12 protein-coding genes and 1 pseudogene are annotated in these 13,563 nt (G+C 65.9%); 6 read left to right on the plus strand and 7 right to left on the minus strand.

The genetic code is table 11. The features are described from left to right. Nucleotides 1-3: 3 nt before the first annotated feature. Together ACOGXA_RS04045 and ACOGXA_RS04050 are read right to left on the minus strand one after the other, a co-directional pair. Nucleotides 4-1,485: an aldehyde dehydrogenase family protein gene (locus ACOGXA_RS04045; RefSeq protein WP_419925999.1), complete on the minus strand. Its 1,482-nt coding sequence runs from the start codon at nt 1,483-1,485 to the stop codon at nt 4-6. 37 nt (nt 1,486-1,522) lie between these two features. Beyond that, the gene (locus tag ACOGXA_RS04050) at nt 1,523-2,743 is read right to left on the minus strand and encodes an amidohydrolase family protein (protein ID WP_419926000.1); all 1,221 of its coding nucleotides are present in this window, start codon (nt 2,741-2,743) and stop codon (nt 1,523-1,525) included. Between the two features lie 102 nt (nt 2,744-2,845). Here ACOGXA_RS04050 and ACOGXA_RS04055 point away from each other — a divergent pair, with 102 nt between their 5' ends. Continuing rightward, complete coding sequence (locus tag ACOGXA_RS04055; protein ID WP_419926001.1) at nt 2,846-4,564, plus strand: N-acyl-D-amino-acid deacylase family protein; 1,719 nt, start codon at nt 2,846-2,848, stop codon at nt 4,562-4,564. Between the two features lie 75 nt (nt 4,565-4,639). Continuing rightward, a complete protein-coding gene (locus tag ACOGXA_RS04060; protein WP_419926002.1) occupies nt 4,640-5,842 on the plus strand; it encodes an acetyl-CoA C-acetyltransferase in 1,203 nt (400 codons plus the stop codon). Between the two features lie 32 nt (nt 5,843-5,874). Here ACOGXA_RS04060 and ACOGXA_RS04065 read toward each other — a convergent pair whose 3' ends face one another. Together ACOGXA_RS04065 and ACOGXA_RS04070 are read right to left on the minus strand one after the other, a co-directional pair. Beyond that, on the minus strand, nt 5,875-7,137 hold the full coding sequence (locus ACOGXA_RS04065) for a cytochrome P450 (protein ID WP_419926003.1): 1,263 nt from the start codon (nt 7,135-7,137) through the stop codon (nt 5,875-5,877). 38 nt (nt 7,138-7,175) lie between these two features. Next, nucleotides 7,176-7,391, minus strand: a pseudogene (locus ACOGXA_RS04070) (Rdx family protein); the annotation flags it as partial. Between the two features lie 121 nt (nt 7,392-7,512). Here ACOGXA_RS04070 and ACOGXA_RS04075 point away from each other — a divergent pair. Together ACOGXA_RS04075 and ACOGXA_RS04080 are read left to right on the plus strand one after the other, a co-directional pair. Then, nucleotides 7,513-8,124, plus strand: coding sequence for a nitroreductase family protein (locus ACOGXA_RS04075; protein WP_419926004.1), 612 nt, complete (start codon nt 7,513-7,515; stop codon nt 8,122-8,124). Beyond that, nucleotides 8,121-8,972 (plus strand): enoyl-CoA hydratase/isomerase family protein, encoded by an 852-nt coding sequence (locus ACOGXA_RS04080; protein ID WP_419926005.1) that lies wholly within the window; start codon nt 8,121-8,123, stop codon nt 8,970-8,972. The genes ACOGXA_RS04075 and ACOGXA_RS04080 overlap by 4 nt, the downstream gene beginning before the upstream one ends. Nucleotides 8,973-8,984: 12 nt before the next feature. Here the strand turns inward: ACOGXA_RS04080 and ACOGXA_RS04085 are convergent, their stop codons facing one another. Continuing rightward, on the minus strand, nt 8,985-9,755 hold the full coding sequence (locus ACOGXA_RS04085) for an amidohydrolase family protein (protein WP_419926006.1): 771 nt from the start codon (nt 9,753-9,755) through the stop codon (nt 8,985-8,987). Between the two features lie 81 nt (nt 9,756-9,836). On the opposite strand from ACOGXA_RS04085, the gene ACOGXA_RS04090 reads away from it, so the two are divergent. Together ACOGXA_RS04090 and ACOGXA_RS04095 are read left to right on the plus strand one after the other, a co-directional pair. Then, on the plus strand, nt 9,837-10,721 hold the full coding sequence (locus ACOGXA_RS04090) for a crotonase/enoyl-CoA hydratase family protein (protein ID WP_419926007.1): 885 nt from the start codon (nt 9,837-9,839) through the stop codon (nt 10,719-10,721). Nucleotides 10,722-10,758: 37 nt separating this feature from the next. Continuing rightward, nucleotides 10,759-11,226: a PPOX class F420-dependent oxidoreductase gene (locus ACOGXA_RS04095; protein ID WP_419926008.1), complete on the plus strand. Its 468-nt coding sequence runs from the start codon at nt 10,759-10,761 to the stop codon at nt 11,224-11,226. A gap of 10 nt (nt 11,227-11,236) precedes the next feature. Here the strand turns inward: ACOGXA_RS04095 and ACOGXA_RS04100 are convergent, their stop codons facing one another. Beyond that, nucleotides 11,237-12,511 carry a hypothetical protein gene (locus ACOGXA_RS04100; protein WP_419926009.1) on the minus strand — a complete coding sequence of 425 codons (1,275 nt, stop codon included), beginning with the start codon at nt 12,509-12,511 and terminating at the stop codon, nt 11,237-11,239. A gap of 51 nt (nt 12,512-12,562) precedes the next feature. Then, nucleotides 12,563-13,492, minus strand: coding sequence for an alpha/beta hydrolase (locus tag ACOGXA_RS04105; RefSeq protein ID WP_419926010.1), 930 nt, complete (start codon nt 13,490-13,492; stop codon nt 12,563-12,565). Nucleotides 13,493-13,563: the final 71 nt, after the last annotated feature.

The raw sequence follows: 13,563 nt of genomic DNA on the forward strand, positions 1-13,563 counted from the left end.
GAGCTACTTGGCCAGCCAGCTGAGGGCTTGGATTTCGCTGTAGGCGTGGAGGCCGAAGACGCCCCGGTCGCGGCCCACGCCGCTCAGCTTGAAGCCGCCGAAGGGGGCTTGGACGTGGGGGGCCAGTGAATTGAGGCCGACATTGCCCGACTCGATGCGCCGGCCGATCTCGAAAGCCCGGGCGGCGCTGCCCGCGAACACGTAGCTGAACAGACCGTAGTCGCTGTCGTTGGCCAGCTCTACAGCGTGATCGTCGCCGTCGTGGGCCAGCACCGCCACCACCGGCCCGAAAATCTCGTGCTGCACGACGCTCATGTCTGGCCCGCAATCCACCAGCAGGGTGGGGGCCACGAAGTATCCCGGCAGATCCGGTCGCTCCCCTCCGCACTGCAAGGTGGCCCCATCGGCCACGCCGCCGGCGATGAAATGCTCCACCCGGTCGCGGTGGGCCTCGGTGATGACCGGGCCGACGATGGTCTCCCGGTTGAGGGCGTCGCCCACTTTGAGCATCCCGGCCACCGTGGTCAGCTTGTCCACCAGCTCGTCGTGGCGGGAGCGGTGGACGATCACCCGGGTGGGGGCGGTGCAGATCTGCCCGCTGTGGAGCCCCCACACCGACGCGATGGCCCCCACCGCGGCGTCCACGTCGCAATCGTCGGTCAGCACGCAGGCGCCCTTGCCGCCCAACTCCATGAGCAGGCGCTTCATGGTGGCGGCTCCCGCTTCCATGATCTTCACCCCCACCGCGGAGGAGCCGGTGAAGCTCACCATGTTCACATCGGGAGAATCCACCAGCGCGGCCCCGGCTGCGGCCCCCGATCCGGTGACGATGTTGACCACCCCCGGCGGGAATCCGGCCTCCTCGATGAACTCCACCGCCTTGATCATGGCCAGGGGATCCTGAGGCGCGGGCTTGATCACCACGGTGTTGCCCATGGCCAGCGCGGGCGCGACCTTGCCCGACACGTTGACCAGCGGGAAGTTGTACGAGGTGATGCAAGCCACCACCCCCACCGGCTGGCGGATCACATGGGCCCCGGCCAGGCCGGCCGGCCCCAGCGGGTTGGCCTCTACCGGGTACGGCGCCATCGACTCGTCCAGATTCACGGGGATCTCGTACTGGCGGAACCGCTCGCCGCACGCCGGAAGCTGCACGGCCTCGGTGATGTTGATGGTGGCCCCGGTCTCCCCCTGCACCAGCCCGGTCAAGCCGCCGATCCGCTCGTCGATCAGGTTGGCGGCCCGGCCCAAAAGGGCGCACCGCTCCACCATCGGCGTGTCCCGCCAGCCCGGCAGAGCGGCCTTGGCCGCCGCGGCCGCGTCGGCCACCTGTGCCATCGACGCCTCGGGGGCATGGCCGATCACCTGAGCGGTGTTGGGATCGACGATCTCGTAGGTGCCCGACTCCGGGGCCGCCCATTCACCCCCGATGAGCAGGCGGTACTCCTCGTCGACGTTCAGCGGCTCCATCTCGGCCAGCGCCATGGCAGTCCCCTTTGTTGGTGCTCGTTCGTCAAGCGGGCTAGGCTGCGATGCCGTACTTCTCCAGGCCGTACAGCTCGATGGCGTTGCCCCGGAGCAGCTTGTAGGTCTCCTCGTCGTCGAGCCCGGCCTCGGTCACGATCCTGGTGGCCACTTCCTTGGAGCGGGGGAAGGTGGAGTCGGCGTGGGGATAGTCCACCTCGAAGGTGATCTGGTCCATGCCGATCAGGTCGCGGTTGCGCAGCCCCACTGCGTCGTCGAACATGCAGCCCCAAACGTGGCCGGGGATATAGGTGGACGGCGGGTTGGGCAGGTTCACCCCGAACTCGCCGTCGTCGTCGTTGATCCGCTCTTCCCACAGCTTGTCCATGCGCTCGATCACATAGGGCATCCACCCCACCTGGCCCTCGCTATAGGCCACCCGCAGCCCGGGGTACCGCTCGAAAACCCCCGACAAGATGTAGTCGCACATCGAGCCCATGGCGTTGCTGAAGGTGATGGTGGAGCTGACCGCGAACGGCGAGTCGGGCGACGTGCTCGGCATCTTCGAGGACGAGCCGATGTGCATGTTCACCACCGTCCCGGTCTCCTCGCAGGCGGCGAAGAACGGCTCCCAGAACTTGCTGGGGTGATGGATCGACGGCAGACCCAGGTGGTAGGGGTTCTCGGAGAAGGCCACCGCGAAGCTGCCCTTGTCGGCGCATCGGTGGATCTCCTCAGCGGCCAGGCGGGAGTCCCACAGCGGGATGATGGTGAGCGGGATCAGCCGCCCCTGGCCGTCGCCGGCGCACCACTCGTCGATCATCCAATCGTTGTAGGCCTTGACGCACAGCAGGGCCAGTTCCTTGTCCTCCCGCTCGTGGAAGGTCTGGCCGCAGAATCGGGGCAGCACATTGGGGAAGCAGATCGACGCATCAACGTGGTTGGCGGCCATGTCGGCCAGGCGCTCCTTCTGCTTCCAGCACCCCGGCAGGATCTCGTCGAAGGTCACCGGCGTGTTGGTGAGCGGTTCGAACCCGATGGCGGCCGAAAGCTTGGGGAACGGATAGATCAGGTCGTCGTAGAGCCACCAGTCGCCCCATGTGCCGTCGGGCGCCCCTTTCTCGTAGCTGAACACCCCGCCCTCGAAGTGGAAGGTGGCCTTGTCGCGCTCCACCCGGGGGCAGCGGTCGTGGTACTTGCGGGGAAGACGCTCGATCCACAGGTCGGGCGGCTCGACCACGTGGTCGTCCACGGAGATGATGCGGGGGATCTCAGCCATGAGCAGGAAGCTTATCGACGCTATGGCCTAGATTGTTCACCGAGCACGCAACCACGGTGCACAAAAGGAGTGCAGCGCAAGGGCGAATACAAGGGGCAAATCATGTTTGACACCATCATCAAGGGCGGAGACATCATCGACGGCACTGGCAGCCCCCGCTATCGAGCCGATCTGGGGTTGTCAGGCGGGCGGATCGCGTCGATCGGCGACCTGAGCGCGGCCGAGGCGGCCAATACGGTGGACGCTGCCGGCAAGGCGGTGTGCCCCGGCTTCGTGGACGTTCACACCCACCTCGACGCCCAGGTGTTCTGGGACACCACGCTGAGCCCCTCGCCTCTGCACGGGGTGACCAGCGTGATCGGGGGGAACTGCGGGTTCACCATCGCCCCTCTCACCGATGATCCCGCCGACGGCGAATACCTGATGCAAATGTTGGCCCGGGTGGAGGGCATGCCGCTTGAGTCGCTCCAGGTCGGCGTGCCGTGGAACTGGCGCTCCACCGCCGAGTACTTCGACGCCTTCGACGGCACTTTGTCGATCAACACCGCCTTCAAGGTGGGCCACTCCGCGCTGCGCCGGGTGGTGATGGGCCCCGAGTGCGTCAAGCGGGAGGCCACCCCCGAGGAGTTGGCCCAGATGCAGGATCTGCTCCGGGCCGGGCTGGAGGCCGGCGCCTTGGGTTTCTCGTCCTCGTATGCCCGCACCCACAACGATCCCTTCGGCAACATGGTGCCCAGCCGTTACGCCAGCCGCCATGAGCTGGTGGAGCTGGCCCGGGTGTGCTCGGAGTACGAGGGCACCTCGCTGGAGTTGATCCCCTGCGTCGGCCCGTTCGACGACGCTGCCGTCAACCTCATGACCGACATGTCGGTGGCCGCCCAGACCCAGCTCAACTGGAACGTGATGACCGTGGCTGAGGGCAACTTGGACGAGTGCTACGCCAAGCTGGAGGCCAGCGACCACGCCAAGGCCAACGGCGGCAAGGTGGTGGCCCTCACCGTTCCCATGGCCTTCTCGGTACGCCTCAGCATGGCCGGCGGCTTCGTGCTCGACGCCCTGCCCGACTGGGAGGGCGCCATGCTGGCCCCGCCCACCGAGAAGATGGCGCTTCTGGCCGACCAGGCCGAGCGCGACCGGCTCAATGAACTGTCCCAACAGCCTGGACCCCTCAAGGGACTGGCTGATTGGTCCACCAAGATCATCTTCGACACCTTCGCCCCCGAGAACGAGCAGTACCGGGGACGCACCGTGGGCCAGATCGCCGAAGCCGAGGGCAAAAAGCCGTTCGACGCCCTGTGCGACATCGTGGTGGCCGACGAGCTGAAGACGTCCTTCGGCACCCCGCCGCCGGTGTCCTCCACCGAGGACTGGAAGGCCCGCATGGAGATCTGGCGAGACGGCCGGGCGGTGATCGGGGCCTCTGATGCCGGCGCCCACCTCGACCTGTTCATGACGGCCAATTACGCCACCTCGATGCTCGGCCAGTGCATGCGGGAGCGGGAGCTGATCTCGGCCGAAGAGGCTGTCCACCTCATGACCGACGTTCAGGCCCGCCTCTACGGCCTCAAAGAGCGGGGCCAGCTCCAAGAGGGCTGGCACGGCGACGTGGTGGTTATCGACGAGAGCCAGGTGGGGGCCAAGCCGCTCACTGTCGTGGCCGACCTGCCCGCCGGCGCCCCCCGCCTCTTCGGGGAGGCCGAGGGCATCAACCATGTGTTCTGCAACGGTGAGGAGATCGTGCGGGACGGGCAGTTCACCGACGCCCGACCCGGCAAGCACCTGCGCAGCGGAAGCGATACCGAGAGAGTCGATCTGTCTTAAGTCGACCTGTCCTAGCCTCCAAGAGGCCCCAACTCCACCGATCGAGAGATCCCAATCAACAAACAGGAGCCCACCATGCCCGAAGCAGTAATCGTCGCCACCTCCCGCACGCCCATCGGACGGGCCGTGAAGGGATCGCTGGTCGACGTCCGCCCCGACGACATGTCGGCGTTCATCATCGACGACGTGCTGGGCAAGGTTCCCCAGATCAACGGGTCCGACGTTGAGGACGTTATGTGGGGCTGCGCTCAGCCCGCGGGCGAGGCCGGCTACAACATCGCCCGCCTGTCGGGGCTCCTAGCCGGCCTCGACGTGCCCGGCGTGACTGTCAACCGGTACTGCTCCTCGTCGCTCCAGACCATCCGCATGGCCGCCCACGCGGTGCGCGCCGGCGAGGGCGATGTGTTCGTGTCCGGCGGCGTTGAGTGCGTGAGCCGCTTCGCCGCGGGCGCTTCCGACCGGGGCGGCAAGAACGAGAAGTTCGCCGAGGCCGAGGCCCGCTCGGCCGAGCGCAGCGGCGAGGACACGCCGGTGTGGTCGCCCCCCGAGGGCTTGCCCGACATCTACATCGCCATGGGCCAGACCGCTGAGAACGTGGCCCAGGCCTGGAACGTGAGCCGGGAGCGCCAAGACGAGTTCGGCGTCAGGTCTCAGAACCGGGCCGAAGCCGCCCAGGAGCGGGGATTCTTCGAGCGGGAGATCACCCCGTTTCCGCTGGCCGACGGCACGCTGGTGAGCACCGACGACGGCATCCGGGCCGGCACCGTTATCGAGAAGGTGTCCCAGCTCAATCCGGTGTTCCGCCCCGGCGGCACGGTCACCGCGGGAAATGCGTGTCCTCTCAACGACGGGGCCGCCGCGGTGGTGGTGATGAGCGACACCAAGGCCGCTGAGCTGGGCGTCAGGCCGCTGGCCCGGATCGTGGCCTCCGGCGTGGCTGCGGTGAACCCCGAGATCATGGGCCTCGGCCCCATTCCGGCCATCACCCAGGTGCTGGACCGGGCGGGCATGACCATCGACGACATCGACTTGGTGGAGATCAACGAGGCCTTCGCCGCCCAGGTGATCCCCTCGGCCGACGAACTGGGCATCGACTACGACAAGCTCAACGTGAACGGCGGCGCCATCGCCTTGGGCCATCCCTTCGGCATGACCGGCGCCCGCATCATGGGAACCCTGCTCAACGGGCTGGAGGACGCCGACAAGACCATCGGCGTCGAGAGCATGTGCGTGGGCGGCGGCCAGGGCATGGCCATGATCGTCGAACGGCTGAGCTAGCCCGACTTGTCAATCTGGGGCTGTTCGAGCGCTCATACGAAAGGGTCGATTGCGCCTGAGCGATTTCCAGGCGTAAAAGCGACCGGCATCGACACCACGCCGGTCATCAGCAGGTTGCCAGGATAGGGCTTGAACCCATCGGCGTCGATCTCGTAGTCGCCGATCCTAGACAGCACGTCCCTCAACATGAGTTCCGACTCGATGCGGGCGATCGACGAGCCGATGCAGCGGTGGCCGCCCAGTCCGAACGCCAGGTGCTTGTTCACGTCGCGGTCGAAACGCACCTCGTCGGGGGCATCGAACACCTCGGGATCGTGGTTGGCCGTCACCCAGCTGATGAACACCACGTCGCCCCGCCGTATTTCACGGCCGCCCAGTTCCACATCGCGGGTGGCGGTTCGGGTGAGGGTCTCGCTGGGGCTGTAGTGGCGGAGGAACTCCTCCACCGCCGCCGGGATAAGGCTCGGGTCCTCGACGAGCCGGGAACGGTCCTCGGGATGGGTGCCCAAGTGGTGCAGGCCCCAAGACACCAGCGAGGTGGTGGTATCGAGGCCTCCGGCCACCAGGTTCCACATGATGGCGGTGATCTCGTCGTCGCTCAGCAACCGGCCAGCGAGCGGGGACGAAACCAGGGCCGAAGTGACATCGTCGGCCGGATTCTCCCGGCGGAATCTGGCGAAGTCGCGCAGTTCACCCCACATATCCGGCTGGTGGGCGATAGCGCTGAGGTATCGCTCATCGGAGGGCTCGTACGACGATGTGGCATGGAAAAAATCGGCGTAGTGCTGCCAGTTCGACGAAACCATTCCCATCATCTCCAGCGTCAGCACGGCAGGAACCGGGGTGGTGTAGTCCAGCACCAGATCGGCCGCGCCCGCCTCGACGATCTCGTCGAGGAACCACCCCGACACCGCTTCCATCCTGGGTCGGTTGCTCTCGACGGCATTGATGGTCATGAGCGGATTCAGCACCCGGCGCAGATCGGCGTGCTCGGGGCCGTCGATTTCTGAGACCCCCTGGCGAGGTATGTACGACGGGCGGGGCACGCCGCAGATGCCCATGTAGGAAATGCCGTCGGGGGCGTCGGGCTCGTACTTGTGGGCGAACGTCTCGTTGTCTCGGGCTACTTGGGCCACCGACTCGTAGTCGGTAACCATCCAGAACCCGCCATAGTGCTGGTTGAACACCACCGGGCAGCGCTCCCGCAACTCGTGGTAGCGGTTATGGCGGTCGGCGACGAACTCCGGCGTCTGATGATCGATGTCGACTGTGTCTTCTGCTGTGGCGCCGTCCACGCCCGCAGCGTAGTGGCCCGCCTAGTCGGCCCCTGCGGCTAGGTTCCGTAGCGCAGCACTCCGGCGGCGTACCGGTCGGCGAACAGCTTCAGCACCTCGCCGGGTTCGGCGTGGCGACAGCAGTCGTCTTTGGAGTAGAGCATCTCGCCGTCTACTTCCACGTCGAAGATGCCCGACGCACCGGTCACCAGAGTCAGATCCTCGATGATGTGCTGGTAGTTCTGAAGCAGGTCCTGGGCAGCGCTCACGGCGTGCTCGGAATAGTTTCAAGGAACTCAATAAGTGATGGTGATTCGGTGCTTTTGCGCCATGGGGGCAGGCTACCGCCGGAGTGGGGTGACTACTACCACCCCGGCTGCAACTACTGTCCAGCCCATGAATCAACAAGCCGCCGAGGTCGGCGTGTTCGAGGCCATGCATACCCAGCGGGCAGTGCGCCGCTATCTGCCCGACCCAGTGCCGCACGAGCTCATCGCCAAGGTGCTGGACGCCGCCATCCGGGCCCCCAGCGCCATCAACGGCCAGTTCGCCCGCTTCGTGGTGGTCACTGATCCCGCAAAACGCCGCCGTTTGGGCGAGTTCTATCTCGACGCCCAGCAGGAGTCCTACAACAACCCGGCCGCGGGTGCCGAAGGGCTGCGGGGTCAGGAGGCGGAGATCGTTGAGAAGGCGGCCAAGTTCGCCCGGGAGGTGGGCGATGTGCCGGTGTTCATCATCGTGTGCTCCACCCGCCGTGGGGTGAGCCACTCGGTGTATCCCGCGGTGCAGAACCTCCTGGTAGCCGCTCGCAGCCTGGGCCTGGGCACCGTGTTGACCACGCTGCACACGTTTCGGGCCGACGAGGTGCGGGCCGTGCTCGGCATCCCCGACGACATCCACATCGTGTGCGGCATCCCGATGGGTTGGCCCGCGGTGCCTTTCGGCCCGGTCCGGCGGCGGCCCTTGTCTGAAGTTGCGTATTGGAACCAGTGGGAGGGCCCAGAATGAACGAACAGAGTTTTGGCCCGTTTTCGCTGAGCGTTGACCGCGGCGTCGGCTGGGCGATGATCGACCACCCGCCGAAGCAGCTGGTGGACGGTGATCTGATCGGCGGGTTGATCGGGCTGCTGAACGCGGTGGAAGCTGCCAATGGGGATGGCGGTCAAGTTCGGGTGCTGGTGTTCGAGAGCGCCGATCCCGACTTCTTCTTGATGCACGGCGATGTTGAGCAGATCCTGGCCATGGAGGCCCCGGCTGAAGTGCCCGCCGAGCCCAACATGGCTGCCGCTGCGTTCGACCGGTGCCGCACCATCGGGGTGGCCACCATCGGAATGATCGACGGTGTCGCCCGGGGCGGCGGATCGGAGTTCCTGCTGTCGCTCGACATGCGCTTCGCCGGACCCCGAACCGTGCTCGGCCAGCCCGAGGTGGCCATGGGCATCATCCCCGGCGCCGGCGGCACCCAGCGCCTGGCCCGCCTGGTGGGCCGCAGCCGGGCGTTGGAGATCGTTTTATCGGGTAACGACGTGACTGCCGAAGAGGCTGCGGCCATCGGCTACGTCAACCGGGTGCTGCCCTCCGACCAGCTCCGAGCCCACACCGCTCAAGTAGCTGGACGCATTGCCGCATCGCCCCGGTTGTCCATAAGCAAGGCCAAGCAGGCGGTGGACGCTGCACTGGGACCGGTGGAACCGGGGCTGTTGGCCGAGACCCAGGCGATGATGGCCTGCTCGGCCACTGGCCAGCATGTGCCCCTCATGCAGCGCTTCCTCGACGCCGGCGGCCAGACTCGAAATGTTGAGCGTGACCCCGATGCTATGGCCGCGGTGATCGACCAGATGCTGGAGATCGACTAGCCCGGCGCAGGATCAACTCAGCTCAGGCCAGAGCGCCAGTGCGGTGCCCCCCAGGAACTGGGCCTGCTCGCTAGCTGAAAGCCCTGCACAGGCCGCTCGAGCCTGGTCGGCGAGCTCACCGTAGGGCCGGTCGTGGGTCTGGGAGTAGTCCGATCCCCACATTAGCCGGTCGAGCCCGAATTGCTCGGCCAGCCGTTCCAGCGCTGGGGCCGGATCGTCGCCCCCCGTATCCAGCACATGGGGCGTGACCTTCAAGAACAGATTTGGCAGGTGGGCGTAGTCGCCAATTGTCTCCGGGGCGAACCCGCAGTGGTCCAGAGCCAAGACCACATCAGGATGAGCGGCCACTGCCTCCACCAGCGCGGGCAGGTGCTCGGGCACCGTGGCCGCGCTCACCCGCAGGCCGAGCCGCCTCGCAGTGTCCCAAGTTGCCTCTTCGTGCAACGGCCCTCCCCCGCCGATGGCGAAGAACCTCACCCCGCCCGCCCCGGCGGCGGCCAGCGAATCGAGTTCGGCGGGGTCATCCACGATGACCACCGCGCTGAATGTCTCGGGATAGGAGGCCCGAGCGTCCACCACATAGGAGTTGTCCGTGCCGTAGCCCCCTTGGGCCTGCACTAGCACCGCCCGGTTCACCCCGGCGGCGAAAATCTCAGCCCGCAACTCCTCAGCAGTCACCGGCGCCTCGTGTACCCACTCGACCCCCGGATAGTCGGCCACCCGAAGGGGGTATTTCCCATGGTCGTCAGAGATCACGTGAGTATGGGTGTCCACTATGAGCACTTGGGTAGTCTGCCCCTCAGCGCCCCCCAACGCCGATCATTCGGCAGACACAACCGGCAGGGCGTGAGAGGAGGCCGGGAGATGACCAGTTCATTTCCGACGTATGCCTGCTTTGAGGTCAGCCTCGAAGACGGAGTAGCCCACCTTCAGCTCAGCCGACCTGAGGCCAGGAACTCGATGATTCCGGAGTTCTGGTCTGAGCTGCCCGCAGCGGTGAACGAGCTGTCCGACTCCGGGGAGGCCCGAGCACTGGTGGTCTCCTCCACCGGCCGCCATTTCACCGCGGGAATGGACCTGTCGGTGTTCACGCAGCCGGATTCGCTGTTCTCGGGCGGCTCAGATGCCGACTCAGAATCTCGGGGGGCACCGGAATTCGGCCGGGTCCGGGCGGAGACCCGCAACTTGGCCCTGACCCTCCAGGAGTCGTTTAGTTGCTTGGAGAAGGCCCGGATGCCGGTGCTGGCCGCGGTTCAGGGGGGCTGCGTCGGCGGAGGGGTGGACATGGTTTGCGCCGCCGATATGCGGTACTGCACTGGTGATGCTTTCTTTTGCATTCAAGAGATCAACATCGCTCTGACTGCTGATCTGGGCACCCTGCAACGGCTGCCCCGGATCATTCCCGATGGCCTGGCCCGAGAACTGGCCTACACCGGGCGCCGGCTCACAGCCGATGAAGCAATGGCAGCCGGCCTGGTCAACCGGGTCTACGCCGATCAGGAAGCCATGCTTGAGGGTGTGTTGGAGATCGCCGGGGAGATCGCCGAACGCTCGCCATTGGCCGTGTGGGGATCAAAGGAGATGCTCAATTACACCCGCGACCACAGCGTGGCCGACGGCCTCAACCACGTAGCCACCTGGCAAGCTGGCATGTTCCACCCCGACGACATGGCCGAGGTCTTCGCGGCCCGGACAGAAAGCCGCGACCCGGTATTCCAGAACCTCCTGCCCATCCGGCGCACTCTGTAGTTCTGGAGTGCAAGTAGCAGGCAACTAGGTTCAATACATGGCTTCAATTGCAACCGACCGCTATGTCGACCGAGCCGAGATGGAGGACTTCGTCCGTCCCCGTCACCGAGGCGTCCTGCTCACCACGCGCCGCGACGGCCGTCCCCAGAGCTCGCTGGTCACGCTGGGCCTCGACACCAGCGGCCGGGTGGTGGTCTCCAGCTACCCCGAGCGGGCCAAGTCGATGAACGTCAAGCGCAACCCCGCGGCTTCGATGGTGGTGATGTCCGACGAGTTCGGCGGCGAGTGGATTCAGCTCGACGGAATGGCTGAGTGCCTAGACATGCCCGAGGCCCTAGACGGCCTCATCGAGTACTTCCGGGTCATCTCCGGCGAGCACCCCGACTGGGACGAATACCGCCAAGCCATGGCCCACCAGAACAAATGCCTCATCCGCCTGACCATCGACCAATGGGGCCCCATATCCAAAGGCGGCTTCCCCGCCCGCCTAGCCCAGGGGGGCTGAAATGACAGCTCTACTTGGGTGGTGATGCTCCGATCTCTCTCCGCACGATCGCCGGGTCGAGTTGCAGGGCAATGGTATCGGGGGCTCTGAGTGGGAGCAGCGGCTTGATTCGGTGGTCGATCTCCCCTCGTAGCGACTCCACCACGGCATGGAGTTCATCGCTCTTGCCGAATCGGCGCAAGAACTGTGAGGGAGCTACAGCAGCTAGAGCGCTGATCCTGCGCTGGAAATCGAGCACATCGGCCCGGAGCAGGTCTTCGTTCTCCTGAAGGAGGGTGAAGGAGAAGTCGGGGCGGCCATCAGCCGCTATGACGGCAGCAGCGCCTGCCGCCAGATGGGCCTTGACGGCGGCTGATCGGATAAAGGCGAGAGCGTCGGCATGAAAGTGGTCTGGGTTGCCGAATGCCCCCTTCACCCCTTTAGCCCACGCAACGGCTTGCCCGTGCTTGGCCTCATGTTGGTCTTGGGCCTTCTCTATGTCTTCGATGAATCTCCGCATCTGCTCTCGACGGGCAAAGTAGATGCCCTCGACCTCCCGTCGCGCGACGGCAAGCTCAGTGGCCATCTGGGCGGGAATCGGCCCTTCTTGCGCGGCGCTGATGGCTTCTCGCACGAGGTGGGAGGCTGCATGAAGCCTCCCGCTGTCGTCGTCTATCTGACGCTGGTAGACCTCTTCGATTCCCGCGTTGATCTCCGAAAGAGCTGCCTCGAGTTGGTGCTGCTGCACTGCTGCGGCGGCAATGGCCGTCCCCCCGGCCAGCAGCTGAGGCCAGGATGCCGACAAGCGGCTTGCTGCTGTTCGGCCGATCTTGCCGACTTCAACAATGCGGGCGGTAGCGGCATCCACCGCTAGGGCGTAGTCTCCGCTCATCATGCGCAGCGACCCCTCGGCCAAGCCTCGCAGCGTGTCTCGGGAAAACGTCAGCTGAGACCCGGTTGAGGCCAACGTGTCGAGCAGACCGGGCACGGTGCGGGACAGCTCCAACACTGCGGCCGTGACCGTTGTACCAGCCGGCGCGGCCTCAACTCCCGAAACAGCCGGGGCAGGCTCAAGATCGATGGTGGCCAACAGACGGTCATCGGCTCGAAGTGTCAGCCGACCGTCTTCGGACCGCTGCGAGCGGACCACCGGCACAGACAGCTCCAACTCCCCCGGGGACTCCTCAAAGGCGGCTTTCGTGCGGTGTTCCTCCCCTGCTGGCTCAAGTCGGCGAACAACCACCAGCACCAGCCCGATCAACGCTGACACCAACGCGATCAAGACCACGGTCAGGGTTATATCCACGACAGGAGTATCCCCTACCTGATCGCCTTGTGTCCTGCTGACTCGCTTCTTCTACCTCAGCCGCCCGAGTTGGCGACGGAGCCAATCCTCCTGGTCGGCGGAGTAGCGCTGGGCCACTTCGAGGTGGGCGAACATCGCCACTCCGTGGGGGGCGCCGGGGTAGACGTGGAGTTCGGTGGGGACGCCGGCGCCGTAGAGGCGCATGGCGTAGTCGATGTCCTCGTCGCGGAAGCCGTCGGCACCGCCGACGCACACGTAGGCCTCGGGCAGGCCCGACAAGTCCTCGGCTCGGGCGGGCGCCGCGGTGTAGGGCAGGTCGTCGGCGCCGTAGAGGTCGCCGAGATAGCACTGCCAGCCGAACGTGTTGGAGTTCTTGTGCCAGATCAACAGGTCGTCGAGCTGGCTGGAAGGGGTGATCTGGCGGTCGTCGATCATCGGGCAGTCCAGCAACTGGAACCGCAACGGCACCTCGCCCCGGTCCCGAGCCAGCAGCGCCAGCGCCGCGCACAGCCCGCCTCCGGCGCTGACGCCGGTGATGCCGATCTTGTTTCGGTCGATGCCGATCTTGTCGGCGTTGTCATACGTCCACTTCAGACCGGCATAGCAGTCCTCCAGCGGTCCGGGATACGCCGTCTCGGGCGACAGGCGGTATTCCACCGACACCCCGACAATGCCGTAGGTGGGGCACCACCGGTCGAACTTGGCGTCGTCCATCTCGTAGCTGCCCAGGATGTAGCCCCCGCCGTGGATCGAGTACACGCACGGAACCGCACCCTGTTGCCCCACCGCTCGGTGTACCCGCACCACCACGCCATTGGCCTCGTCCACCATGTAGTCGGTGCGCTCCACCGCCTCGCTGAGCTCGGGAAGCTCCCCCAGCCGTGATTCCCGCAACTCGGGCAAGACCTCCGCATTGACCTCACCGATGGGCACCATGTCCTTGAGCGGCTCAATCTCCTCGTGCAGCGCAACCGTCGCCATGTCAGCTCCCTCTCTTTGCTCGTCGGCTACCCGACCGGTATGAACGAGCACGAATACTAGACACTGAAGCC

The organism is Candidatus Poriferisocius sp. (assembly GCF_965208475.1).
GTDB lineage: Bacteria > Actinomycetota > Acidimicrobiia > Acidimicrobiales > Bin134 > Poriferisocius.

Coding starts and splice junctions, on each gene's coding strand:
- ACOGXA_RS04105 (WP_419926010.1), bottom strand. CDS start 13,492: ATGGCGACGGTTGCGCTGCACGAGGAGATTGAGCCGCTCAAGGACATG.
- ACOGXA_RS04050 (WP_419926000.1), bottom strand. CDS start 2,743: ATGGCTGAGATCCCCCGCATCATCTCCGTGGACGACCACGTGGTCGAG.
- ACOGXA_RS04045 (WP_419925999.1), bottom strand. CDS start 1,485: ATGGCGCTGGCCGAGATGGAGCCGCTGAACGTCGACGAGGAGTACCGC.
- ACOGXA_RS04095 (WP_419926008.1), top strand. CDS start 10,759: ATGGCTTCAATTGCAACCGACCGCTATGTCGACCGAGCCGAGATGGAG.
- ACOGXA_RS04080 (WP_419926005.1), top strand. CDS start 8,121: ATGAACGAACAGAGTTTTGGCCCGTTTTCGCTGAGCGTTGACCGCGGC.
- ACOGXA_RS04055 (WP_419926001.1), top strand. CDS start 2,846: ATGTTTGACACCATCATCAAGGGCGGAGACATCATCGACGGCACTGGC.
- ACOGXA_RS04090 (WP_419926007.1), top strand. CDS start 9,837: ATGACCAGTTCATTTCCGACGTATGCCTGCTTTGAGGTCAGCCTCGAA.
- ACOGXA_RS04075 (WP_419926004.1), top strand. CDS start 7,513: ATGAATCAACAAGCCGCCGAGGTCGGCGTGTTCGAGGCCATGCATACC.
- ACOGXA_RS04060 (WP_419926002.1), top strand. CDS start 4,640: ATGCCCGAAGCAGTAATCGTCGCCACCTCCCGCACGCCCATCGGACGG.